The 24,975-nt window shown below is 75.6% G+C and carries 16 protein-coding genes; 10 read left to right on the plus strand and 6 right to left on the minus strand.

All coding sequences use genetic code 11. The features are described 5' to 3' along the window. Positions 1-6: 6 nt before the first annotated feature. Positions 7-198, plus strand: a complete 192-nt coding sequence (locus IAI59_RS00165) for a hypothetical protein (RefSeq protein WP_207417556.1) — start codon at positions 7-9, stop codon at positions 196-198. 13 nt (positions 199-211) lie between these two features. Here the strand turns inward: IAI59_RS00165 and IAI59_RS00170 are convergent, their stop codons facing one another. After that, positions 212-964 (minus strand): SDR family NAD(P)-dependent oxidoreductase, encoded by a 753-nt coding sequence (locus tag IAI59_RS00170; RefSeq protein ID WP_207417557.1) that lies wholly within the window; start codon positions 962-964, stop codon positions 212-214. A 286-nt stretch (positions 965-1,250) separates the two neighbouring features. Between IAI59_RS00170 and IAI59_RS00175 the strand changes: the two genes are divergently transcribed. The 7 genes from IAI59_RS00175 (at position 1,251) to IAI59_RS00215 (ending at position 15,233) form a co-directional block, all read left to right on the plus strand. Then, entirely contained in the window at positions 1,251-2,258 is a 1,008-nt protein-coding gene (locus IAI59_RS00175) for a C-terminal binding protein (protein WP_207417558.1), read from the plus strand. Positions 2,259-2,642: 384 nt separating this feature from the next. Continuing rightward, the gene (locus tag IAI59_RS00180) at positions 2,643-3,938 is read left to right on the plus strand and encodes a glycosyltransferase family 4 protein (RefSeq protein ID WP_237180734.1); all 1,296 of its coding nucleotides are present in this window, start codon (positions 2,643-2,645) and stop codon (positions 3,936-3,938) included. 57 nt (positions 3,939-3,995) lie between these two features. Beyond that, positions 3,996-5,762: a beta-ketoacyl [acyl carrier protein] synthase domain-containing protein gene (locus IAI59_RS00185; RefSeq protein WP_207443823.1), complete on the plus strand. Its 1,767-nt coding sequence runs from the start codon at positions 3,996-3,998 to the stop codon at positions 5,760-5,762. After that, positions 5,699-11,320, plus strand: coding sequence for an SDR family NAD(P)-dependent oxidoreductase (locus tag IAI59_RS22890; RefSeq protein ID WP_237181228.1), 5,622 nt, complete (start codon positions 5,699-5,701; stop codon positions 11,318-11,320). Before IAI59_RS00185 ends, IAI59_RS22890 begins: the two co-directional genes overlap by 64 nt. Further along, entirely contained in the window at positions 11,317-12,645 is a 1,329-nt protein-coding gene (locus tag IAI59_RS00205) for an aminotransferase class I/II-fold pyridoxal phosphate-dependent enzyme (RefSeq protein WP_207417560.1), read from the plus strand. Before IAI59_RS22890 ends, IAI59_RS00205 begins: the two co-directional genes overlap by 4 nt. A gap of 160 nt (positions 12,646-12,805) precedes the next feature. Continuing rightward, positions 12,806-13,930 (plus strand): GNAT family N-acetyltransferase, encoded by a 1,125-nt coding sequence (locus IAI59_RS00210; RefSeq protein WP_207417562.1) that lies wholly within the window; start codon positions 12,806-12,808, stop codon positions 13,928-13,930. Positions 13,931-13,940: 10 nt separating this feature from the next. After that, positions 13,941-15,233, plus strand: coding sequence for a capsule biosynthesis protein (locus tag IAI59_RS00215; RefSeq protein ID WP_207417564.1), 1,293 nt, complete (start codon positions 13,941-13,943; stop codon positions 15,231-15,233). A gap of 131 nt (positions 15,234-15,364) precedes the next feature. Here the strand turns inward: IAI59_RS00215 and IAI59_RS00220 are convergent, their stop codons facing one another. From IAI59_RS00220 to IAI59_RS00235, 5 genes are all read right to left on the minus strand, one after another. After that, on the minus strand, positions 15,365-17,167 hold the full coding sequence (locus IAI59_RS00220; protein WP_237181162.1) for an ABC transporter ATP-binding protein: 1,803 nt from the start codon (positions 17,165-17,167) through the stop codon (positions 15,365-15,367). After that, on the minus strand, positions 17,164-17,973 hold the full coding sequence (locus tag IAI59_RS22895; RefSeq protein ID WP_237180735.1) for an ABC transporter permease: 810 nt from the start codon (positions 17,971-17,973) through the stop codon (positions 17,164-17,166). The genes IAI59_RS00220 and IAI59_RS22895 overlap by 4 nt, the downstream gene beginning before the upstream one ends. Continuing rightward, on the minus strand, positions 17,966-18,973 hold the full coding sequence (locus IAI59_RS00225; RefSeq protein ID WP_207417568.1) for an ABC transporter permease: 1,008 nt from the start codon (positions 18,971-18,973) through the stop codon (positions 17,966-17,968). The genes IAI59_RS22895 and IAI59_RS00225 overlap by 8 nt, the downstream gene beginning before the upstream one ends. Before the next feature lie 5 nt (positions 18,974-18,978). Beyond that, positions 18,979-20,559, minus strand: coding sequence for an ABC transporter substrate-binding protein (locus tag IAI59_RS00230; RefSeq protein WP_207417570.1), 1,581 nt, complete (start codon positions 20,557-20,559; stop codon positions 18,979-18,981). A 188-nt stretch (positions 20,560-20,747) separates the two neighbouring features. Continuing rightward, positions 20,748-21,641 (minus strand): PPK2 family polyphosphate kinase, encoded by an 894-nt coding sequence (locus IAI59_RS00235; protein WP_207417572.1) that lies wholly within the window; start codon positions 21,639-21,641, stop codon positions 20,748-20,750. Positions 21,642-21,746: 105 nt separating this feature from the next. On the opposite strand from IAI59_RS00235, the gene IAI59_RS00240 reads away from it, so the two are divergent. Both IAI59_RS00240 and IAI59_RS00245 read left to right on the plus strand, forming a co-directional pair. Then, positions 21,747-22,304 (plus strand): sugar O-acetyltransferase, encoded by a 558-nt coding sequence (locus IAI59_RS00240; protein WP_207417574.1) that lies wholly within the window; start codon positions 21,747-21,749, stop codon positions 22,302-22,304. A gap of 124 nt (positions 22,305-22,428) precedes the next feature. Beyond that, positions 22,429-24,882 (plus strand): hybrid sensor histidine kinase/response regulator, encoded by a 2,454-nt coding sequence (locus tag IAI59_RS00245; protein WP_207417575.1) that lies wholly within the window; start codon positions 22,429-22,431, stop codon positions 24,880-24,882. The last annotated feature ends 93 nt before the right edge of the window (positions 24,883-24,975 follow it).

Genomic DNA, 24,975 nt, shown 5'->3' on the forward strand with positions numbered 1-24,975 from the left:
GGCCCCATGCAGCAGCCCACCGCCCCCGCCCATCCGGAGGAGATGCGCGCCCGCATCGCCCTGACCCTCCGGCATGGCCGCGGCCTGGAGGTCACGGCCCGCACCACCCCCGCCGGGCTGGTGGCGGTGGGGGTGCTGGTATCGGCCATCCTGCTGTCCACCGCCGTGCTGGTGGGGGAAGCCAAGCGGCGCCGCTGACGGCGCCGCCCGGTCAGATCACCAGCCCGCCGTTCACGTGCAGCACCTGCCCCGTGACATAGGACGCGCCGGGCGAGGCCAGAAACGCCACCGCCGCCGCCACCTCCTCCGGCAGCCCGATGCGCCCCAGCGGGATGCGCGCGGCCATGGCGGCGCGCGCGCCCTCATCCACCGCCGAATGCCCCTGCGCGTCCTTGCGGATGTAGCCCGGCGCCACGGCGTTGACGGTCACAGCCGGCGCCCATTCCACCGCCAGGGTCCTGACCAGCGCCTCCACCCCCGCCTTGGCCACCGCCGTGGCGGGAAACAGCGTGGCATCCGGCCGGAAGCTGTGCGCCACAAAAGACGACACGGCCACCAGGCGCGGCGCCCGGCCCGAGGCCGCCAGCCACGGCGCCGCCGCCCGCGCCAGCCGCAGCATGGCCCACAGCACCGTGTCCTGGCTGCGGGCGAAGCCTTCTTCCGTCAACTCGGCCACGGAGGTCCGGTCGGCGAAGCCGGCGTTGCACACCACCACGTCCAGCCCGCCCAGCGCGGCCGTCGCTTCCGCCACCAGCGCTTCCGGCTCGCCGGCCACGGACAGGTCGCGCAACAGCACATGCGCGGTGCCGCCGGCGTCCCGCACCGCCGCCGCCACGCGTTCGGCGCCGTCCCGGTTGCGGCGGGCATGCACCGCCACCGACACCCCCGGCCCGGCCAGGGCGCGCGCCGTGGCGGCGCCGATGCCGCTGGAAGCGCCCGTGACCAGCACCCGTCGTTCCGTCATGCCCGCGTCGTCCTGCCGTGATGGGGCGAGGATAAGACAGCAAGGCCGGGGAAAGAATTCCCCGGGCCCCTTCTTTTTTTCTGTCCGGTTTCACGCTGCCGCGGCTCTGGCCGGAGCGCCCCCACCGCCACGGCCACCCCCGGAAAACAGAGAAGGAAACGATGGGGGACCGGGGGAATTCCTTCCCCCGGCCTTCCTCCACGCCCGCCACCTTGCGCCCCCCCGCCCCCGAAAGCATGCTTCCCCGCACCCGGCGCGATGACCGGATGCAGGAGGATACGAGCCGATGCTGACCGTGCTGGAGCCCGAGCGGCTCTACCCCGATACCGCCGAGGAGCAGCGCATCCTGGGCCCCGGCGTGCGGCTGCTGCATGGCGGCGGCGAGGAATCGCTGGCCGGCGTGCCGGATGCCGTGGCGGCCGAGGTGGAAGGCCTGTTCGTGTTCCGCAACTGGCTGCCGGCCGAGCAGATCGCCCGCTTTCCCAGGCTGCGCGCCGTGGTGCGCATGGGCGTGGGCTACGACCGGCTGGACCGGGCGGAGCTGGGGCGGCGCGGCGTGCTGGTGTGCAACGTGCCCGACTACGGCACCACCGAGGTGGCGGACCACGCCGTGACCCTGGCGCTGGCGCTGCGGCGCGGCATCACGCTGCACCACGACCTGCAGCGCGCGGCGCCGCCGGCGCCCTTCGTTTACGTGCGCCACCCGGCCCTGCAGCGGCTGGGGCGGCAAACGGTGGGCATCCTGGGGCTGGGGCGGATCGGCACGGCGGCGGCGCTGCGCTTCAAGGCCTTCGGTTGCCGCGTGGTGTTCCACGACCCCTATGTGGACAACGGCTGGGACCGGGCGCTGGGCATCGAGCGCGTGCGCACGCAGGAGGAGCTGCTGGAGCAGGCCGACATCCTGTCCCTGCACGCGCCGCTGACGCGCCACACCCGCGGCTTCGTGGGCGCGGCGCAGCTGGCGCGGCTGCCGGCGGGCGCCGTGGTGGTCAACACCGCGCGCGGCCCGATGATCGACATCGAGGCGCTCTACGATGCCCTGAAGTCCGGCCATGTCGGCGCCGCCGGCCTGGACGTCATCCCGGACGAGCCGCCGGCCGACCCGCCGCCCCGCCTGCTGGCGGCCTACCGCGCGCGAGAACCCTGGCTGGACGGGCGGCTGATCATTACGCCGCACAGTGCTTTCTACACGCCAGACGCGTATGACGACATCCGCACCAAGAGCGCCGAAACCATGCGCGACGTGTTGCTGGACGGCCATTCGGCCAATGTGATCACGCCCGAAATGGATTGAACGGCGCCATCGCCGCCGCCGCACTCGCGGCGGCGGCGACGGCCCGGCTTTCCGGCAAGTGATCACGCGGCGACAATCTTGAACGCCGCATGCAATTCCTCATTCACGCCATAGTGATTCCAGGCAATAATACTGCATTGCGGCCAAGTGGGCCGCGATGGCGGCCTCCTGCGGTCCCGCTCCGGTCACGATCTCCGGTCCGGCCTGCCGGAACCGGCGACAGGGGCGCGCTGGGCTCTGAAACGGGCTTCGCGCGGCCAGGGCCATGACGATCAGCGGTTGTGTTATTCGCAGTTGCAACATAACCAGAATGACAGACGACCGGCACCTGGGCCGTTGCCGCCCACGGACCGCCGGCGCCGCCGGGATGCAGGCTGGAGGGCGATGATGCAGGTGATCCTCGACGTGTCCCGCCTGCTGGCCTGCAGCCGGCGCCCCACGCCATCCGGCATCGACCGCGTGGAGCTGGCCTATACCCGCCGCTGGATCGAGGCCCCCGCCAACAGCTGCGCCTTTGTGGCGCAGGACCTGCGCGGCGGCTTCGCCCTCCTGCCGCGCGACCTGGTGGCCGAGCTGGCGCAGGCGCTGACGGCCGCCTGGACCGGCGGCGCCGATGCCGCCGCGGCCGCGCGCCACGCCGGCGCCGTGGCGCTCGGCGCGCGCGGCCGGCTGCTGCTGGGGCGCGGGCGCGGCGCGCTGGGGCGGCTGCTGGACAACGGCCGCCGCACCGCCTTTCTCCTGGTGTCCCACCGCGCGCTGGAGCGCCAGGCGCCGATCGAGGCGATGCGCCGGGCCGGCGCCGCCTTTGTGCCGCTGATCCACGACATCATCCCCGTCACCCACCCGGAATACGCCCGCCCCGGGCAGGCCGAGAAGCACCGCCGCCGCATGGCCAGCACCGGGGCCATGGCCGATGGCGTGATCGTCAATTCCGAGGCGACGGCGCAGGCGCTGCGGCCCTGGCTGCGGCAGCAGGCGGTGCCGGTGCTGGTGGCGCCGCTCGGCATCGACGTCGCGCCGGAGCCGCCGCCGGCCGGGCCGGGCGGGGAAGGGCACCCCTACTTCGTGATGCTCGGCACCATCGAGCCGCGCAAGAACCACCTGCTGCTGCTGCACCTGTGGCGCAACATGGCGGCGGCGCGCTCCGCCGGCCAGCCCGCGCCGCGGCTGGTGATCGTCGGCAAGCGCGGCTGGGAAAACGAGAACGTCGTCGACATCCTGGAACGCTGCGTGGCGCTGGACGGCATCGTGCGCGAAGCCGGGCAGCTGCCCGACCGCGAGGTGACGGCGCTGCTGCGCGGCGCTCGCGCCCTGCTGTTCCCTTCCTTCGCCGAGGGCTACGGCCTGCCGCTGGCGGAAGCGCTGGCGCTGGGCGTGCCCGCCGTGTGTTCCGACCTGCCGGCGCTGCGCGAGGTCGGCGGCGCCGTGCCCGACTACCTGGACCCGCTGGACGGCGCCGCGTGGCGCGACGCGGTGCAGGACTACGCCGCGCCGCGCGGGCCGCGCCGCGCCGCCCAGCTGGACCGCCTGCGGCATTGGCGCGCCCCCGGCTGGCAGGAGCATTTCGCGCTGGTGGACGGGCTGCTGGCGCGCGTCACCACCCCGGCCGCGCAACTGGCCCCCTATGCCGCCCCACGCCGCGCCGCCCATGTTGCGGTGCGGGATGCGGCCGTGTCATGACGGCCGAGGTCATGCTTTCCCCTGCCTGCCCGCCCCGCCGGGCCGCCGAATAACAGGATGCCGGACATCGCTTCCCGGAACGCCCGCCCCGCCGCGCCCCGCACCAAGCCCGCCGCCGCCGTGACCGCCGTGCCCCAGCCTGTCGCCATCGTCGGCGCCGCCTGCCGCCTGCCGGGCGCGCCGGACCTGGAAGCCTTCTGGTCGCTACTGGCGGCGGGCGTGGACGCCGTGGGCACGCTGCCCGCCGGCCGCTTCGCGCAGGATGCCTTTCTGCACCCGCGCAAAAGCGAACCCGGGCGCGCCTACAGCTTCGCCGCCGGGCACCTGGGCGACATCTCGGGCTTCGACGCGCCGGCCTTCGGCCTGTCCCCGCGCGAGGCGATGGAGATGGACCCGCAGCAGCGCCTGCTGCTGGAAGTGGCGGCCGAGGCGGTGGAGGATGCGGGCATCCCCGCCGCCGCGCTGGCCGGGCGCGCCATCGGCGTCTACGTCGGCGGCTCTTCCACCGACTATGCCGAGCTGCGGCTGGCCGACCACGCGGGCGCCGACCGCTACTTCATGACCGGCAACACGCTGTCCATCCTGTCCAACCGCCTGACCAACCTGTTTGACCTGCGCGGCGGCGGCCAGACGGTGGACACCGCCTGCTCCTCCTCGCTGGTGGCGCTGCACCTCGCCGCCCAGGCGATCCGCGCCGGGGAGATCGAGGCGGCGCTGGTGGGCGGCGTGCAGCTGCTCCTGTCGCCCTACGCCTTCACCGGCTTTTCCCGCGCCGGCATGCTGTCCGCGCGCGGCCGCTGCTCCGCCTTTTCCGCCGACGCCGACGGCTATGTGCGCGGCGAGGGCGCGGGCGTGGTGCTGCTCAAGCCCCTGGCCCAGGCCCTGGCGGATGGCGACCGGGTGCGCGGCGTGATCCTCGGCACCGGCAGCAACGCCGCCGGCCGCACCATCGGCCTGTCGCTGCCGAGCCGCGAGGCCCAGGCCGCCCTGCTGGCCCGCGTGTTGCGCCTTTCCGGCCGCGACGCCGCCGACCTCGCCTTCTTCGAGGCGCACGGCACCGGCACCCAGGTGGGCGACCCGGCGGAAAGCTGGGCCATCGGCACCACCTTCGCGCAGGGGCGCGCGGCGCCGCTGCCGGTGGGCTCGGTGAAAACCAACATCGGCCACCTGGAGCCCGCCTCCGGCATGGCCGGGCTGCTCAAGGCCATGCTGGTGCTGGAACGCGGCCTGCTGCCGGCCAGCCTGCACCTCGGCACGCCCAACCCCAACATCGACTTCGCCGCGCTGAACATCCGCGTGCCCACGGCGGCCGAGCCGCTGGCGCTAGACCCGCGGTCGCTGGCCGGCGTCAACAGCTTCGGCTTCGGCGGCACCAACGCCACGGTGCTGCTGGCGCCGCCCCCCGCGCCGCCGCCCGTTGCCGCGCAAGACAACGGCCCGCCGCCGCCGCTGCTGCTGTCCGCCCCCTCCGCCGCCGCGCTGCGCGGGCTGGCCGGCCGCTGGCAGGCGCTGCTCGCCGCGCGGATGCGCCGCCGCCGGCGCCGCTGCTGCGCGGCGCCCTGCGGGCGCGCGACCTGCACGCCCACCGCCTGGCGCTGCGCGCGCCGGACGCGGCCGGGCTGGCCCGGCAGCTCGGCGCCTGGCTGGGCCAGGGGGAAAGCGCGGTGCTGTCCGGCACCAGCCGCGCCGCGGCGGAAGGCCCGATCGCCTTTGTGTTTTCCGGCAACGGCGCGCAGCTGGCCGGCATGGCGCAGCACGCCATGGCGCACAACGCCGCCTTTCGCGCCGCGGTGGAAGCGGCGGATGCCGTGCTCGCCCCGATGACCGGCTGGTCCGGCGCCGCGCTGCTGGCCGAAGACGTTTCGGCGGACACGCTGCAAGGCACCGACTTCGCCCAGCCGCTGCTGTTCCTGGCGCAGCTCGGCATCGTGGCGGCGCTGGATGCCGAGGGGCTGCGCCCCGGCCTGTGCCTCGGCCATTCGGTGGGCGAGGTCGCGGCCGCCTGCGTGGCGGGCATCCTGTCGCTGGAACAGGCGGCGCGGCTGGTGGTGGCGCGCTCCTCGGCGCAGCACGCCACGCGCGGCCACGGCCGCATGGGCGCGGTGGGCGCTTCCGCCGCCGACTGCGCGCCGCTGCTGCGCGAGGCCGGCACCGATGCCAGCGGCTGGGCGGCCGAGATCGCCGCCTTCAACGCGCCGGACGCCGTGTCGGTCGCGGGGCCGGCGGAATGCGTGGCCCGGGTGGTGGCGCTCGCCAAGGCGCGGCGCTGGCCCGCCGTGCTGCTCGGGCTGGACTACGCCTTTCATTCGGCGGCCATGGACCCGGTGCGCGACCGGCTGCAAAGCGCGCTGGCCGGCATCGCCCCCGGCCCCGGCCGACTGCCGTTCCTGTCCTCCGTGTCCGGCGCGCCGGTCGGGGGCGAGGCGATGGACGCCGAATACTGGTGGCGCAACCTGCGCGCGCCCGTGCAGTTCGAGGGCGCGGCGCGCGCGGCGGCGGCGGCCGGCGCCCGGCTGTTCATCGAGATCGGCCCCAACCCCGTGCTGCAATCCTACCTGCGCGACAGCCTGCGCGCGGCGGGCAGCGAGGCGCCGGTGCTGGCCAGCCTGACCAAGCGCGACGCGCTGGACGCCGACCCCTTCCCCGGCATCGCCGACCGCGCCTTTGTGGCGGGCGCCGACCCGCGCGATGCCGCGCACTGGCAGGGCCCGGCCACGCGCCACGGCCTGCCGTTGACGCCGTTCGACCGCCAGCCCCACTGGTTCGCTGGCACCGCCGAGGCCGCGCGGCTGCACGACCCGCTGCGCGACGGCGCCCTGCTCGGCTTCCGCCAGGGCGCCGCGCCCGGCTGCTGGACGCGCCCGCTGGACAGCCAGCAGGAACCCTGGCTGGCCGACCACGCCCTGCTGGGCGAGGCGGTGCTGCCCGCCGCCGGCATGGCCGAGATGGCGCTGGCCGCCGCCGCGCGCTTCTGGCCCGACGCCCCGGCGCTGGAGCTGCGCGACCTGCAGCTGCTGCGCACCCTGCCCGTGGCGCGCGACACGGCGCGCGAGCTGCGGCTGAGCATGGATGGCGACACCGGCCTGTTCCGCCTGGAAAGCCGCCCGCGCCTGTCGGCCGAGAACTGGACGCTGCACGCGCGCGGCCAGGCCGGCCCCGCCACCCTCGCCGCCTTGCCACCCCTTTCCCCGGACAACGACCCGCCGGACGAGCCGGTGGGCGCCGAGCAGCTCCTGGCCACCGCGCAGCGCTTCGGCCTGGACTACGGCCCCGCCTTCCGCCCGGTGCGGGAGCTGCGGCTCGCCCCGCGCGGCGCCGGCGCCACGCTGCGCCTGTTCCTGCCCGATGCGGCGCCGCCCGATGCCGGCTTTCTCTTGCACCCGGTGCGGCTGGACGGCGCGTTGCAGGGGCTGCTGCCGCTGCTGAACACGGCGGGGGCCGAGGACGGCCGCGCCATGGTGCCGGTGCGCTTCGGCCGGCTGGTGGTGCGGCGCGGCGCAGCGCTGGCGGTGCGCGCCGTGCTGCGGGTCACGCATCGCGGCACCCGCTCGGGCCGCGCCGGCATCGTGCTGCTGGACGGCACGGGCGCGGTGGTGGCGCGGCTGGACGAGGCCTGGATGCAGGCCATCCGCCTGCCCACGCGCGGCACCGCCGCCGAAGCGGCCTTTCGCGTGGCCGAGCGCCCGTCGCTGGATCTCGCCGCCCCCGCCGCCCCGCCGCTGGACGCGGCGCTGGACGCCGCCCTGGCGCGCGACGCCCTTCTGGACCTGTCCGAGCCCGCGCTGCTGCTGGAAGGCCACGTGCTGAGCAGCGCCCACGCCGCGCTGCTGCGCTGGCCCGCCACGGCCCTGCGCCACCCCGCCCCCTACGCCGCCGCCCTGCTGCGCGCCCTGGCCGAGGACGGGCTGGCCGAGCAGGCCGCCGATGGCTGGCGCCTGTTGCCGGCCGGCGAGCTGCCGCCCGCCGCCAGCATCTGGCAGGCCGTGCTGGCCGAGCGCCCGATGCTGGCGCATGAGCTGGCCTGGCTCGCCCTGGCCGCCGAGCGGCTGCCGGCGGCGCTGGACGGCATGGCGCAGCCCGAGGCGCCCCCCTCGCCCGACGCCGCCTTTCGCGCCCGCCTGGCCGAACCGCTGGCCGCCGCCGTGGCCGCCCTGGCCGCCGCCTGGCCGGCCGGGCGCGTGCTGCGCGTGGCCGAGATCGGCGCCCAGGGCGGCGCGCTGAGCTTGGCGCTGCTGGCCGCCCTGGCCGCCAGCGGCCGGCAGGTGCGCTTTGCCGCCCTGTCCGCCGACCCGCGCGCCGCCGCCCTGCCGCCGCAGAACGAGCGGCTGGAGGTGGCCTTTCATTCCTGGCAGCCCGGCACGCCGCTGCCGGTGGAAGCCGACATCGTGGTGGGGCTGGCCGCCGCCGCGGGGCCGCGCCTCGGCACCCGGCTCTTGCCATCCCTGATGCAGGCCCTGGCCCCCGGCGGCACCCTGCTGCTGGCCGAGCCGCTGCCCGGCCGCGCCTGGCACTTCGCGCATGGCCAGGAAGCCGGCTTCTGGGAAGGCGAGGGCCCCGACGGCAGCAGCCTGCCCGACCAGCCCGGCTGGCTGGCCGCGCTGGAGGGCTGGGACGCGCCGCGCGCCGAGCCGCTCCGGGCCGCTCCCCTGCCCGCGCTGCTGCTGGCCGCCCGCCGCCCGGCCGATGCCGCCGCCATTCCCGCGCCCGCCGCCACCGCCCGCTTTGTTCTGTTCGCCGATGCCGCCGCGCTGCCGCTGGCCGGGGAGTTGGCCGGGGCCCTGCGCGCCGCCGGCGCCACCGTGGCCTCGGCCGCACCGCTGCACCCCACGCCGCCGCCCCGGCTGCTGCGCGGCGCCCGCGTGGTGGCCGTGTCGGCCCCGGGCGGCGCGCTGGCCGGGTCGCTCGCCGCCGTCACGGCCCTGGCCGAGGCCGCGCGCGGCAGCAGCGCCGCCTTCACCCTGGTCGCCCCCGGCGGCGCCGCCGACCCCGCCGCCGCCGCGCTGCTGGGCCTCGGCCGCGTGCTGGCCAACGAGATGCCGGAGCTGGCGCCGCGCCGCATCGCGCTGGACCCCGGCGAGCCCGCCGCCCGCCTGCTGCCCGAACTGCTGGACACGGCGCCGGAGCCGGAGCCGGAACTGCGCCTGGCCCCCGGCGCCCGTCTGGTGCCGCGCGTGGTGCCCGGCCCCGCCGCCGCCGCGCCGCCCGCCGGCCCCGCCATGCTGGCCATCCGCCAGCCCGGCCAGCTCGGCACGCTGGAATGGCGCCCGCAGCCGCCCTTGCCCGTGGCGCCGGAAGACGTGGTGGTGCGCGTGCACGCCGCCGGGCTGAACTTCCGCGACCTGATGTGGGCCCAGGGCCTGCTGCCGGAAGAAGCGCTGATGGACGGCTTCGCCGGCCCGTCGCTCGGCATGGAAATGGCGGGCGTGGTGGAAGCCGCCCCCGCCGGCAGCGGCTTCTCGCCCGGGGACCGGGTGTTCGGCTTCGCCCCCGCCGCCTTTGCCAGCCGCGTGCGCACCCGCCCGGAGGCCATCGCCCCCCTGCCGCCCGGGCTGGACTTCGCCGCCGCCGCCACCGTGCCGGTGGCCTTTCTCACCGCCGTCTACGCGCTGGAGGACTGCGCCCGCATCCAGCCGGGCGAGACGGTGCTGATCCATGGCGGCGCCGGGGCCGTGGGCCTCGCCGCCTTGCAGGTGGCGCTGGCCGCGGGCGCGCGCGTCGCCAGCACCGCCGGCACCCCCGCCAAGCGCGCATTCCTGCGCGCCGCCGGCGCCGAGCTGGTGCTGGATTCCCGCGACCCCGGCTTCGCCGACGCCCTGCGCGCCTGCTGGCCGGATGGCGTGGACGTGGTGCTGAATTCCCTGGCCGGCACGGCGATGGAACGCAGCCTGGAGCTGTGCAAGCCCTTCGGCCGCTTTGTGGAACTCGGCAAGCGCGACTTCTTTGAGAACACCCGCGTCGGCCTGCGCCCGTGGCGGCGCAACCTCACCTATTTCGGCGTGGACGTGGACCAGCTGCCCAAGGCGCGGCCGGCGCTGGCGCGGGCGCTGCTGGCGCGCATCGGCCAGCGGCTGGACAGCGGCGCGCTGCAGCCGCTGCCGCATGCCGTGCGCCCGGCCGGCGAGGTGGAAGCCGCCTTCCGCACGCTGCAGGCCAGCGCGCAGATCGGCAAGCTGGTGCTGCAGCCGCCCGCCGAGGCCCCCGCCCCCGCACCGGCCTGGACCCCGCCCGAAGGCGCCATCCTGGTGGTCGGCGGCACCAGCGGCTTCGGATTCGAAACCGCCAAGTGGCTGGCCGCGCGCGGCGCCACGCGGCTCGCGTTGTTGTCGCGGCGCGGCGGCACCGCGCCGGGGGCGGAAGCCGCCGTGCGCGCGCTGGCGGCGCTCGGCGCCAGCGCCACGGTGCACGCGGCCGATGCCGCCGACCCCGCCGCGCTGGAAGCCGCCTTGGCCGAGATCCGCGCGGAAGGGCCGCCGCTGGTCGGCGTGGTGCATGCCGCAGCGGTGTTCGACGACGGCGCCGCCAGCGGCATGACCGCCGCGCGCTTCGCCGCCGTGCTACGCCCCAAGCTGGACGCCGCCCTGAACCTGGACCGCCTGACGCGCCGGGACCCCTTGAAGCTGTTTCTGCTGTTTTCCTCGGCCACCACCGCCATGGGCAACCCGGGGCAGGCCAACTACGTGGCCGCCAACGCGGCGCTGGAAGCCCTGGCCCGCCGCCGCGTGGCCGGGGGCCTGCCGGCGCTGGCCGTGGGCTGGGGCCCGGTGGCCGATGCCGGCGTGCTGGCCGACAACGCCGCCACCGCCGAAACCCTGGCCCGCCGCCTGGGCGTGGAAGCCATGACGGCGGCCGAATCGCTGGACGCCCTGCCCGCGCTGCTGGCCGCCGGCGAGCCCGTGCTGTCGCTGGCGCGCATCGGCTGGCGGCAGGCGGCCATGGCCCTGCCGATCCTGGAGGAGCCGTTGTTCGATGCCGTGCGCGGCCAGCGCGACAGCGGCGCCGAGAACGGCGACCTGCGCGCCCGCCTCCTGGCCCTGCCGCCCGACGAGGCGCGCGCCCTGCTGCGCGACGTGGTGCGCGAGGAAGCCGGGCGCATCCTGCGCCTGCCGCCCGAGGCCATCCCCACCGACGCGCCGGTGGCGGGCATGGGGCTGGACAGCCTGGGCGGGCTGGAGCTGCGCGGCGCGCTGGAACAGCGCCTGGGCATGTCCGTGCCGCTGGCGTCCGTGTCCGAGGACCTGACGGTCGACCTGTTGTCCCGCCGCCTGGCGGAAGGCCTGGCCGGCGGCCGGGTGGAGGAGGCCGTGGCCGACTTGGTGGAGCAGTTCGAGCCGGCGGACGCGCCGCCGCCCGGCCCCGCCCCCCGGCAGGAGCCCAGCGCGTGAGCGGCGGCCTGTCCGCCACCGCGCGCATGGCGCTGCTGGCCCGACTGAGCAAGCGCCGCGTGGCCGAGGACGCGGCGCCGCGCGCCGATGCCGGCTCGGCCCGCGACTTCTCCACCCTGCCCGGCATGCGCGACTACGCGCTGCTGCGCACCGCCATGCAGTCGCTGGACCTGCCGAGCCCCCTGTTCCAGGTGCATGACGGGCTGGCCGGGGCGCACAGCCACGTGGGCGGCCGGGCGGTGGTGAACTTCGCTTCCTACAACTACCTCGGCCTCAACAACGACCCGCGCGTGCAGCAGGCGGCGCGAAACGCCATCGACCGCTACGGCGTCAGCGTGTCCGGCGCCCGCATCACCGCCGGCGAGCGGGTGCTGCACCAGGAGCTGGAAGCGGCGCTCGCCGAATGGCACGGCGCCGAGGCGGCGCTGACCTTCGTGTCCGGCCACGCCACCAACGTCACCACCATCGGCCACCTGATGGGACCCCGGGACGTGGTGGTGCACGACGCCGCCATCCACAATTCCTGCACCGAGGGGGTGCGGCTGTCCGGCGCCCGCCGCCTGCCCTTCGCGCATAACGACCTGGACGCCGCCGAGCGCGAGCTGGCGGCCGCCCGGCGCGGCGCGCAGCGCGCCCTGCTGCTGCTGGAAGGCCACTACTCCATGGACGGGGACTGCCCCGACCTGGCCCGCGCCGTCAGCATCGCCCGCCGCCACGACGCCTGGCTGATGGTGGACGAGGCGCACAGCCTGGGCGTGCTGGGCCCCACCGGGCGCGGCGTCGCGGAAGCCCAGGGCGTGGACCCCGCGGGGGTGGACCTGTGGATGGGCACGCTGAGCAAGACGCTGTCGGCCTCGGGCGGCTACATCGCGGCGCCGCGCGACGTGATCGACTGGCTGCGCCACACCGCGCCGGGCAGCGTGTATTCCGTGGGCCTCGCCCCGCCGCTGGCCGCCGCCGCGCTGGAATCGCTGCGCATCCTGCGGGCGGAGCCGGAGCGCGTGCTGCGGCTGCAGGCCAACGCGCTGCTGCTGCGCGACCTCTTGCGGGCGCGCGGCTTCAGCACGGCGGGCAGCATCGGCGCCGCCATCGTGCCGGTGATGATCGGCTCCTCCGTCCGCACCGCGCGGCTGGCGCATGCCATGCTGGACCGCGGCGTGGCGCTGCAAACCGTGCTGTTCCCGGCGGTTCCGGAACACTCCGCCCGCCTGCGCTTCTTTGTCTGCGCCGAGCATTCCGAGGCCGACATCCGCTTCGCCGCCGACAGCATGGCCGAGGCCGCCGGGGCGGTGGGGGCGGTCGAGGCCCTGCCCGGGCTGGGGTGAGCGGCATGACCGGCGTTGCAGCAAGGTCGGGGGAATGAATTCCCCCGGGCCCCCTCCCTTTGTTCGCCTGTCTTCCGGTCCCGCCCGTGGCGAGGCCGCGCCGCCCGCGCACCCAAGCCGAAAAGAAGGTGGGGGCCTGGGGAAATTCATTTCCCCGGCCTTGATCACCCCTGTCTCCACGCCGCGGGACGCGGAACTCTTTGTCCGCCTTCCCGCCCTGCTGGGCGGCGAGGCCGCCGGCTGGTCCGTGCCGCTGTTCGCCGACACCCGCCGCGTGTTCTCGCCCCGCTTCAACACGGCGCTGGCGGAATGGCGGGTGCCGCGCTGGCTGGCGTGGCGCGACGGCCGGCCGGTCGGGCGCATCGCCGCCGCACGGCCCGTGGCGGGCGGCGCGCTGGGCCATTTCGGCTTTCTGGCGCTGGAACAGGACCCCGCCACCCTGCGCGCGCTGCTGGGCGCCGCCGGCGGCTGGCTGGCGGCACAGGGGGCGACGCGGCTGCGCGGCCCGTTGTCGTTTTCCATCAACCACGAGGCCGGCGCGCAGGTGGCGGGCTTCGGCGGGCTGCCCATGCCGCGCATGCCGCGCAACCCCGCCTGGCTGCCGCCGATGCTGGAGGCCGCCGGCCTCGACCCCGAGATGGACCTGCTGGCCTGCACGCTGGAGCTGGCGGGCGAAACCCACCGCGCCCGCTTCGCCCCCCTTTTGCGCCGCTGGCCCGGGCGCGGCGACCTCCGCATCCGCCGGCTGGACCCGAAGCGGCTGGGCGCGGAGGTTGCGCTGATCCGCGACATCTTCAACGACGCCTGGGCGGAGAACTGGGGCGCCACCCCGGTATCCGCCGCCGAGGCCGAGACCATGGCCCGGCTGCTGCGCCCGCTGCTGCTACGCGGCACCGTGCTGTTCGCGGAATGGCGGGGCGAGCCGGTCGGGCTGCTGTCGCTGATCCCCAACGTGGAGCAGGCGGCGGCGCGGCTGGACGGGCGGCTGCTGCCGCTGGGCTGGGCCGCCATGCTGCGCGCCCTGCTCGGCGGCGCCACCAGCGCCCGCGTGCCCATGCTGGGCATCCGCCGCCGCTGGCGCGGCACCCCCGTCTCGGCCATGGCGCTGGGCGCGCTGCTGGCGGAGGGCATCGGCTTCGCGGAGCATCGCTGCTGGCGGCGGCTGGAAATCTCCTGGATCCTGGACCACAACCACGCCATGCGGCAGGCCATGGCCCGCCTCGGCGCGCCGGAAACGGGGCGCTGGCGGCTGTGGGGCGCGGCGCTGCCGCAGCCCGGCGCCTGACCGGCCGCCGATGCACCCCGATGCCCGCCCGGTCCCCCGGCGCTTTCTGTTTCTGCAAGGCCCGATCAGCCCCTTCTTTCCGGAGGTCGCCGCCGGGCTGCGCGCGCTGGGCCATGCCGTGCACCGCATCAACCTGCATCTCGGCGACCGGCTGTTCTGGCGCGGCCCGGGGGCGGTGGACTTCCGCGGCCGCACGGAGGACTGGCCCGCCTTCGTGGCGCGCTTTCTGGACACCCACCGCATCACGCATATCCTGCTGCTGGGCGAGCAGCGGCCCTACCACAAGGCCGCCATCGCCGCCGCCGCCGCGCGCGGGGTGGAGGTGGTGGCCATCGACCTCGGCTACATCCGCCCGGACTGGATCGTCATGGAACGCGACGGGCTGAATGCCTCCAGCCGCTTCACGCGCGACCCGCAGGCCATCATCCGCCTGGGTGCCGCCCTGCCGCCGCCGGACCTGATCCAGCGCCACCGCAACCACTTCGGCCTGGAAGCCTGCTGGGACGTTCTCTACAACCTCGCCGCCTGTCTGCCCTGGCCGTTCCGGCATTACCGGCGCCACCACCTGTACCACCCGCTGGTGTTCTACGGCTGCATGCTGCCCCGCCTGCTGCGGCGCGGCCGGGAAAACCGCCGCGCCGACCGCATCATGGCCGGCCTCGACGGCCAGGGCCCGCTGTACCTGATGGCCATGCAGATCGAGGGCGACTTCTCGGTCCGCGCCTATTCCCGCTACCCGGACATGGACACGCCGCTGCGCGAGGTGGCGCAAAGCTTCGCCCGCCACGCGTCGCCCGGCACCCGGCTGCTGGTCAAGGCCCACCCGCTGGACCCCGGCCGCAAGAACTGGAGCCGCCGCGTGCGCCGCCTGGCGCGGGAGCTGGGCATCGAGGACCGGCTGCACTACCTGGGCGGCGGCAACCTGGGCGCCATCGCGGAGCGGGTGCAGGGCGTGGTCACGGTGAACAGCACGGTGGGGCTGCGCGCCATCATGGGCGGCACCCCCACCTTCGTGCTGGGCGAGGCGCTGTACCGCCTGCCAGGCCTTGTGTTCAGCGGCACGCTGGACGAGTTCTGGACCCACGCCACCCCACCCGACCCGGCGCTGCGCGAAGGCTTCGTGCGCTCCATCGCGCATTCGCTGCACATCCGCGGCGTGTTCCACGCGCCCGCCGGGCGGGCGGTGGCCGTGCAGGGCATGGTGCGCCGCCTGCACGAGGGCATCCTGAACCGCCCGGTGCCGGAAGCGCTGGATCCGCACACGGAAGGCGCCACGGCCGGGGTGTGGCCGGTGCCGGGGTAGCAAGGTCGGGGAAAGGAATTCCCCCGAGCCCCCATCTTCCTTTTGTCAGTTTCCCACGACCACTGAGCGGTCCCGCCCCACCGGCCGCGACCGCGCGAATTGCCAGAAAAAAGAAGGGGGCCCGGGGGAATTCATTCCCCCGGCCTTTCCCCACCCCGGGGAAAATGGCACCGCACCCCCCACCCCGCCGCCACCTGCCGCAATGCCGGCGCCTCCACCCCGCAAAGCGCCGCCCCGCGCGGGCAGCGGCCGTGCAGGCGGCAGCTCCGGGGGTCGGGGTCCACGGGGCTGCGCGGCTCGGCGTCCAGCAGCGGCGGCGCGTCCGGGGCCGGCGTGCCGGGCAGGCGCGGCAGGGCGGCCAGCAGCGCCGCCGTGTAGGGGTGGCGGGGCCGGGCGAAGACCTGGGCCACCGGTCCCTCCTCCACCACCTGCCCCGCCTGCATCACCAGCACGCGGTCGCACAGCAGCCGCACGGCGTGCAGGTCGTGGCTGACCAGGAGCACGGCCACGCCGCTGTCGTCCCGCAGGCGGCCTAGCCGCCGCAGGATGGCGGCCCGGCGGCTGGCGTCCAGCGCCGCCGTCGGCTCGTCCAGCACCAGCAGCCGGGGGCGGGGCGCCAGGGCGCGGGCCAAGCCGGCACGCGCCGCCTCGCCGCCGGAAAGCCGGTGCGGCAGGCGCGCCAGCAGGCTGGGCGGGAACCCGGCTTCCGCCGCCGCCTGTGTCACGCGGTCGCGCAGCGCGGCGCCGCGCAGGCCGCGCAGCCGGCGCAGGGGCGTGGCGATGGCGTCAAAGGCACTGCGGCGCGGGTCCAGGCTGCCGGCGGGGTCCTGAAACGCCATCTGCACCTCGGCCCGCAATGGCGAGGCCGCCAGCCGCCCGGCGGACAGCCGCCCGATGGACTGGCCTCGCAGCAGCACGTCGCCCCCGTCGGGCCGCAGCAGCCCGGCGGCCAGCCGCGCCAGGGTGGACTTGCCGCAGCCGGATTCCCCCACCAGCCCCACCGCCTCGCCCGGGCGCACGGCCAGCGACACGCCGTCCACCGCCGGCAGCCGCGCCCGGCGGCGGAACAAGCGCCAGCGCCCGGCGGCGAAGTGCCTGCGCGCGCCCCGCAGCTCCAGCACGGGCGGCGCGGCGGCAACCGGGCGGGGCGCGGGGGCGGGCATGGCCGCCGGCAGCCCGCGCAGCAGCTGCGCCGTGAAGGGGTGGCGGGGCGTGGCGAACAGCGTGGCGGCGGGCGCCTCCTCCACCACCGCGCCGTCGCGCATCACCAGGATGCGGTCGCAATGCGCGGCGGCCAACGCCAGGTCGTGCGTCACCAGCACGACGCCGGCGCCGTTCTGCGCCGCTTCGCGCAAGAGCGCCATCACGGCGGCTTCCGTGACCGGGTCCAGCCCGGTGGTCGGCTCGTCGGCCAGCAGCAGGGCGGGCGCGGCGGCCAGCGCCAGCGCGATGCCGACGCGCTGGCACATGCCGCCCGACAGCGCCCCCGGCAGCGCCGCCGCCCGCCGCGCCGGGTCCGCGATGCGCACCGCCCGCAGCGCCGCCAGCACGCGCGCGCGCAGCAGGGCGGGCGGCGCCGGGTCGTGCCGCGCCAGCACGTCGGCCAGTTGCAGGCCCACCGGGCGCAGGGGGTTCAGCGCGGCGCGCGCGTCCTGGAACACCATGCCCATGCCGCCGGGGCCGGGCGGGCGCGGCGCGCCCAACAGGTTCCGTCCGCGAAACAGCGCCCGCTCCGCCGCCACCACGGCCCCCGCCCCCGGCAGGCCCATCAGCGCCAGCAGCGTGGCCGACTTGCCGGAGCCGCTTTCGCCCACCACCCCCAGCATCTCCCCCGCCCGCAGCGACAGCGCGGCGCCGCGCACCGCCGGAACCGGCCCGGCCGGGGCGTGGAAGGTGACGCAAAGCCCGCGCACCTCCAGCAACGGCGCGCTCACCGCCGCCCCCGGGGGTCCAGCCGGTCGCGCAGGGCATCGCCCAGCAGGGTGAAGCACAGCACCGCCAGCACCAGCGCCAGCGCCGGAAAGCCCGCCACCCACCAGCCGCCGGACAACAGCAACGGCGCGCCCTCGGCCACCATCAGCCCCCATTCCGGCGCCGGCGGCCGCACGCCCAGCCCCAGAAACGACAGCCCCGCCGCGTTCAGTACCGCCCAGCCCAGATTGCCCGCCGCCTGCACCACCAGCACCGGCAGGATGTTGGGCAGCAGCACCCCCAGCAGCACCCGCCATGGCCCGGCCCCGCCCATGCGCGCCGCTTCCACGAAGCCCGCGTGGCGGCGCACCGCCGCCTCGGCCCGCGCCAGGCGCAGGTAAAGCGGCAGGTTCACCAGCGCCGTGGCGCCCACCAGCACCCCGACGGAAGGCCCCAGCGCCGCCACCAGCGCCAGCGCCAGCACGAACAGGGGAAAGGCCATCAGCACCTCGGCCAGCCGGCCGCCCAGCGCATCCGCCCAGCCGCCCGCCTGCCCCATGGCCGCCCCCGCCACGCCCCCCGCGGCCAGCGACAGCAGCACCGCCGCGCCGGCGATGCCGAGGTCCAGCCGCGTGGCCGCCACGCAGCGCGACAGCACGTCCCGCCCCAGCTGGTCCGTGCCGAACCAGTGGGCGGCGGAAGGCGGCTGCAGGGCGCGCGGCGTGTCGGTGGCCAGCGGGTCGAAAGGCACCAGCCAGGGGCCCGCCACGGCGCACAGCGCCAGCACCGCCGCCAGCAGACAGCCCAGCCGGAGGGCCGGGTCACGCATCCGGCAGCAGCCCGGCGCGCGGGTCCACCCAGGCGCACACCAGGTCCACCACCAGGTTCACCAAAAGGAACAGCCCGGCCATCAGCAGCACGAAGCCCTGCACGGCCGCGAAGTCGAGCTGCAACAGCGCGTCCATCGCGAAGGAGCCCAGCCCCGGCCAGGCGAACACCCGCTCCACCAGCACGTTGGCCCCCAGCAGGCCGCTGAACACCATGCCCATGGTGGTGAGCACCGGCAACGCCGCGTTGCGCAGCGCGTAGGACAGCACCACCCGGCGCGCCGAAAGCCGGTGCGCCCGGGCGGCGCGGATGAAGTCGCGGCCCAGCACCTCCAGCATGGCGCCGCGCGTGGCCCGCGCCAGCGGCGCGAAGCTGAACAGCGCCACCGTGGCCGCCGGCAGCGCGAGGTGCGCCACGCTGTCCCGCCAGCCCGCCACGTCGCCCGCCAGCAGCGTGTCCAGCGTCATGAAGCCGGACACCACCGGCGGCGGCAGCGCGAAGGGGTCCAGCCGCCCCACCGGCTCCGGCGCCCAGCCGAGATGCAGGTAGAACACCCCGGCCAGCAGCAGCCCGCTCACAAAGGCCGGCAAGGCCAGCCCCAGCGTGCCCACCACCCGGCACAGCCCGTCCGCCAGGCCGCCCGGCCGCAGCGCCGCCAGCACGCCCAGCGGCACGGCCGCCGCCACCGCCAGCGCGAACCCCGCCAGCACCAGCTCGGCCGAGGCCGGCAACCGCGCCAGCAGCTCCTCCAGCACCGGCCGGCCGGTGGACAGCGACACGCCGAGGTCCCCCCGCGCGAGCTGCCCCAGGTAATCCAGGAACTGCCGCCACAAGGGCAGTTCCAGCCCCAGCCGGGCGCGCAGCGCCGCCACGGTCGCGGCATCCGCCGCCGGGTTGTCGGCCAGAAACACCGCCGGGTCGCCGGGCAGCAGGCGGGTCAGCAGAAAGGCCAGCCCCACCACGCCCGGCAGCACCGGCACCAGCGCCAGCAGGCGGCGCATGCGCCTCAGCCCCGCCCCAGGGTCCGCAGCTCCGGCATGCGGTGGAACCGCTCCACATGGCCGGAAATGCCGGGCTGCAGCCCGTTGTCGGATGCCGGCTGCCACAAGGGGATGATCGGCAGGTCCGCCCTGGCCAGCGCGATCATGCGCGCCACCGCCGCGTCATACCCGTCGCCCGCCGGCGCGAAGCGCGTTTGCTCCACCAGCGCCGCGAATTCCGGGTTGCCGTAGGCGCCGAAGTTCCAGCGCGTGCTGCCATGGTAGAACACCCGGAAGAAGTAGTCCGGCGCCGCCAGAAAGGCCGCCGAGCCTTCAAAGAAGAACGGCACCTGCCGCCGCTCCAGCAACGTGCCGAGCTGCCCGCCCGGCACCGTCTCGATCGTCACGCGGATGCCGACGCGCCCCAGCGCCTCCTGCACCAGCAGCGCCACCGGCCCGCCCACGGTGGCGCGCGTCTGGTCAAAGGAGAAGGTGGTGCTGAACCCCTCGGCCAGCCCGGCCTCGGCCAGCAAGGCGCGCGCCTGCTCCGGGTCGGTGGCCGTGCCCATGGGCTGCGGAAAGCGGAGGCCGTCCGCCGCGTCCGGCGGGCCGAACAGCGGCCGCCCCCGGCCGAACAGCGCCGCCTGGAACATCGCCTGGTAGGGCAGCGCGCAGGCCACCGCCCGCCGCACCCGCACGTCGTCGAAGGGCGGCCGCAGCCCGTTCATGCCGATGAAGTGGAAGGCCCCCGGCGCGGCGCCCGCCGGCACCAGTAGCCGCCCGGACTCCGCCAGCGCCGCGGCGTCGCGCGGCAGCAGGTCCTGCGCCCAGTCGGCATCCCCCCGCTCCAGCGCCGCGCGGCGGGCCGCCGGGGTGGGCGAGGCCTGCCACAAGACCCGGCGGAAGCCCGGGGCCGCGCCGTTGTGCCAGTCGTCGTTGCGCGACAGCAGCAGCCGCTGCCCGGGCTGGTGCTGTTCCAGCCGAAAGGCCCCGCCCCCCGCCACGTTGCCGCGCAGCCAGTCCGTGGCCCAGGGGTCGGCCGCCGTGGCCTGGGCCCGCGCCAGGCGGCTGTTGATGATGATCGGAAAGGTCAGCGCCAGGTTGGGCAGCGTGAAGCGGTCCGCCCGCGGCGTGGCGATGCGCAGCGTGCGCGCGTCCAGCACCCGGAACTGCGACGGGTCGAGCATGGAGCCGGTGGCGAACTGCGCGCGGCCCACCGGCAGGCTCACCACCCGGTCCAGCGACCACTTCACGTCCTCCGCCCCCACGGGCGTGCCGTCGTGGAACAAGGCGCCCTGGCGCAGCCGCAGCGTGATCTCGCGCCCGTCGGCGGAAACCTCCCAGCCTTCCGCCAGCTCGCCTTCCAGCCTCGTGGGGTCCTCGGCCAGCGTGCCGTCGGCCTTTCGCACCGTGGCGAAGCGCAGCAGCCGGTCGTAGCTGTTCCAATGCAGCCCGATGGCATAGCGGTTGGCGCCCAGGCCGATGGGGTCGAAGGTGTTGGGCCAGCCTTCCGTCAGCAGCCGCAGGCTGTCCCCGCGCGCCGCCGGCCCCGCCCCGGCCAGGGCCGGCACCGCCGCCGCCAGCTTCAGCACATCCCGCCGCCGCATCGCTCCGCTCCCTGTTCCGCCGCGCGGGGGGCTGTCCCATACCGGGGCGGCGGCCGCCAGTCCCGCTGGCGGGGGAAGACAGGGAGGTCAGAGAAAGAATTCCCCGAGCCCCTGCTTTTCCCGCCGGTCCGGCAGGGTGGTTGGAACCGGGGGGAAGCCGGATGGCGCGGCGGCCGCGGCCGGGGGCCCTACCCGCCCTTGGCCGCGCCATCCGTCAGCAGCGCGCTGCGGATCGCCTGCAGCCCGTCCGTGTCGGCCTTGGGGTATTGCGGGTCGGCCTTTTCCAGCGCCGCCAGCAGGGTTTCGGCCACGATCAGCCGCGCCAGCCACTTGCGGTCCGCCGGCACCACGATCCAGGGCGCCTGCTTGGTGGCGGTGGCGCCGATCGCCGCCTCGTAGGCCTCCTGGTAGTCGGGCCAGCGGCGGCGCTCCGCGATGTCGCCGGCATCGAACTTCCAGGTCTTTTCCGGCTCGTCGATGCGCGACAGAAAGCGGTCGCGCTGCTCGTCGAAGCTGAGGTTCAGAAAGAACTTCAGGACGATCACGCCCTGGTTGGCCAGGTACTGCTCGAAATTCGCGATGTCGCGCAGCCGGGTCTTCCAGAAGTCGCCATCGGCCGCGGCGGCGGGGATGTTGCGGCGCTCCAGGATCTCGGGGTGCACCCGCACCACCAGCGCTTCCTCGTACCAGGAGCGGTTGTGGACCGCGATGTTGCCGCGCGCCGGCAGCGCGTGCATGTGCCGCCACAGGAAGTCGTGCTCCAGCTCGGCCGGGCCTGGCGCCTTGAAGGCCGCCACCTGGCAGCCCTGCGGGTTGATGCCGGAAAACACGGCGCGGATGGTGCTGTCCTTGCCGGCGCCGTCCATGGCCTGGAAGATCGCCAGCACGCTTTGCCGGTCCTCGGCGTAAAGCCGCTGCTGCAGCCCGTCCAGCTTGGCCACCGCCGCCGACAGCGCGACCTCGGCCGCCGCCTTGTCCAGCGGCGGGTCCGGCACGCGGGGCGCGTGGTCCTTGAGCCGGAAGCCCTTGCCGTCCTCGATGCGGCAATCGGCGATCAGGCGGGCCAGGTCGGTCTTGGGCATCGGGGGGGGCATCCTCTGGTGGCCCCGCAGTCTGGCGCGCGCGGCGGTTCGCGGCAAACCTGGGCGGCCGGGCGCGTTGCGCCCTGAACCGCCAAGGACCCCGCCATGTTGAGAAGCGAGAAAACCAAGATGCTGGCCGGCGAGCTGTATGACGCCGGCGATGCCGAGCTGCAGGCCGACCTGGCCGCCACGCGGGCGTGGATGGTGCGCTACAACGCGGCACTCGCCATGCCCACCGCCGAGCGCCGCGCCCTGCTGGCCGAGCGGCTGCGCGCGGTGGGCGCCAGCAGCACCATCCGCCCGCCGTTCCATTGCGACTACGGCTTCAACATCTCCATCGGCGAGGGGGTGTTCCTGAACTTCAACTGCGTGATCCTGGACGTGGTGGAAGTGACCATCGGCGACCGCACGCAGATCGGCCCCGGCGTGCAGATCCTGGCCGCCGACCACCCGCGCGACCCGGAAACCCGCGCCACCGGCCTGGAATTCGGCCGCCCCGTGCGGATCGGCCGCAACTGCTGGATCGGCGCGGGCGCCATCATCCTGCCGGGCGTTTCCATCGGCGACGACGCGCTGATCGGCGCGGGCAGCGTCGTGACGCGGGATGTGCCGGCCGGCGCCACGGCCTTTGGCAACCCCGCCCGGCCGCGCCCGGCCCGCTGAGGCGAAGCCCCCGCCCCGGGTTGGCGCCCCGCCCGCCCCGGCTGTAGAACGCCCCTCCAACCGCGCGATCGCCCATGCCCAGCCGCTTCGCCCGCCTCCCCGCCGCCACCGCCGTCCCGGCCGCATGACCGATCCGCTGGCCTTTCTGGCGGGGGGTGGCGAGGCGGCGCGGATGATCCGCGCGCGCGACTGGTCCGCCCACCCCATGGGCCCGCCGCAGGGCTGGAGCGAAAGCTTCAAGACCGCGCTCAGCCTGGTGCTGAACTCGCCGGAATCGATGATCCTGGCCTGGGGCCCGGAGCTGCACTTCTTTTTCAACGACACCTATTTCCGCCTGCTCGGCCCCCGCCTGCCCTGGGCCATGGGCGAGCGGTTCGACAAGGTGTGGGCGGATGGCTGGGCCCAGGCCAAGCCGATCATCGACGCGGCGCTGGAAGGCCGCAGCACCCGCTACGTGGACCTGCCCTGGAAGCTCGGCACCGACCGGGGCGCGGCCGACACCTGGTGGACCTTCTCCTATTCCCGCGTGCTGGACGGCCAGGGGGCGGTCGCCGGCCTGTTCATCCTGACCAACGAAACCACGGAGCACGTGCTGGGCAGCCGGGCGCTGCGCGAAAGCGAGGAGCGGCTGCGCCTGGTGGTGGAAGGCGCCAAGGACCACGCCATCCTGACCACGGATGCCGGGGGCGTGATCACCAGCTGGTCGGCCGGCGCGGCGCTGGCCTTCGGCTGGACGACGGAGGAGGCGGTGGGCCAGCCCACCGCGCTGATCTTCCTGCCCGCCGACCGCGCCGCCGGCCTGGACCGGCGGGAGCTGGACACCGCCGCGCGCGAAGGCCGCGCCAACGACGAGCGCTGGCACCAGACCAAGTCCGGCGCCCCGGTCTTCATGAGCGGCTCGGTGCGCCCGCTGGGCGACGGGCGTGGCTTCATCAAGATCGCGCGCGACGAGACGGAGCGGCAGCGCGCCGCCCACCGGCTGGCCCTGGAAGCCGAGCGGCAGCGGCGCAGCCTGCAGCAGATGCCGGGCTTCGTGTGCATCCTGAACGGCCCCGAGCACGTCTACGAATACGTCAACGACGCCTATGTCGCCATCGCCGGGCAGCGCGACTTCATCGGCCGCCCGCTGCGCGAGGTGTTTCCCGAGCTGCGGGGCCAGGGCTACCTGGAGGCGATCGACGAGGTATTCCGCACGGGCCGGCCGTTCTCGGCCATGGCGGCGCCGATCCACCTGGCGGGCGAGGCCGCGCCGCGCTTCATCGACATCCTGTACCAGGCGATCCGCGACGACGCGGGCGGGATCATCGGCATCTTCGCCGGCGGCCACGACGTCACGGAGCGGGTGCGCGCGGAGCAGGCCCTGGCGGAAGCCAACGCCACGCTGGAGGACCGCGTGGCCGAGGCGCTGCGCGAGCGCGCGGCGGCCGAGGAGGCGCTGCGCCAGTCGCAGAAGATGGAGGCCGTGGGGCAGCTCACCGGCGGCATCGCGCACGACTTCAACAACCTGCTGACCGGCATCTCCGGCAGCCTGGAAGTGGTGGGCAACCGCCTGGCCCAGGGGCGGCGCGACGGGCTGGACCGCTACATCGCCGCCGCCCAGGACGCCGCCGGCCGCGCCGCCGCCCTGACGCACCGGCTGCTGGCCTTTTCCCGCCGGCAAACGCTGGACCCGCGCCCCACCGACATCAACCGCCTGGTGGCCGGCATGGAGGACTTGGTGCGCCGCACCGCGGGCCCCGGCATCACGCTCAGCGTCACCACCAGCAGCGGGCTGTGGCCGGTGCTGGTGGACCCGCCGCAGCTGGAAAACGCCCTGCTCAACCTGTGCATCAACGCGCGCGACGCCATGCCGGGCGGCGGGCGGCTGGTGCTGGCCACCACCAACCGCCGGCTGGACGGCGCCGCCGCCCGCGCGCTGGGCCTGCCGCCGGGCGACTACGTCGCGCTGGGCGTCACCGACACGGGCACCGGCATGGCGCCCGACGTGATCGCCAAGGCCTTCGACCCCTTCTTCACCACCAAGCCGATCGGCCAGGGCACCGGGCTGGGGCTGAGCATGATCTACGGCTTCGCGCGCCAGTCCGGCGGCCAGGCGCGCATCCGCTCCACCCCCGGCCAGGGCACCACGGTCAGCCTGCTGCTGCCGCGCCATGCCGGCCCGGCCGATGCCGCGGGCACCACGCCCGCCGCCGGCGCCGCGCCGCGCGCCGGCACGGGCGAGACGGTGCTGGTGGTGGACGACGAGCCGGTGGTCCGCATGCTGGTGGCCGAGGTGCTGCAGGAACTGGGCTACGCGGCGCTGGAAGCGGCGGACGGCGCCGCCGGCCTGGCGCTGTTGCAATCCCCCGCGCGGGTGGACCTGCTGGTGTCCGACGTCGGGCTGCCGGGCGGCATGAACGGCCGCCAGCTGGCCGATGCGGCGCGGCTGCTGCGCCCCGGGCTGCGGGTGCTGTTCATCACCGGCTACGCCGAGGCCGCGGTGCTGGGCGAGGGACAGCTCGAGCCCGGCATGCACGTCATGACCAAGCCCTTCGCGATGCAGGCCCTGGCCAGCCGCATCCGTGAACTGGTGGGCTAGGGGGCGGGCCACCGCAAGTATCCCACCCCCGGCGGCGGCTGTTCGTCACGGCCAAGTCCAAGTATCGCCGCCCGGAATTTGTCATGCGGGCCG

It is taken from the genome of Roseomonas haemaphysalidis (assembly GCF_017355405.1).
In the GTDB taxonomy this organism is placed as follows: Bacteria; Pseudomonadota; Alphaproteobacteria; order Acetobacterales; family Acetobacteraceae; genus Pseudoroseomonas; species Pseudoroseomonas haemaphysalidis.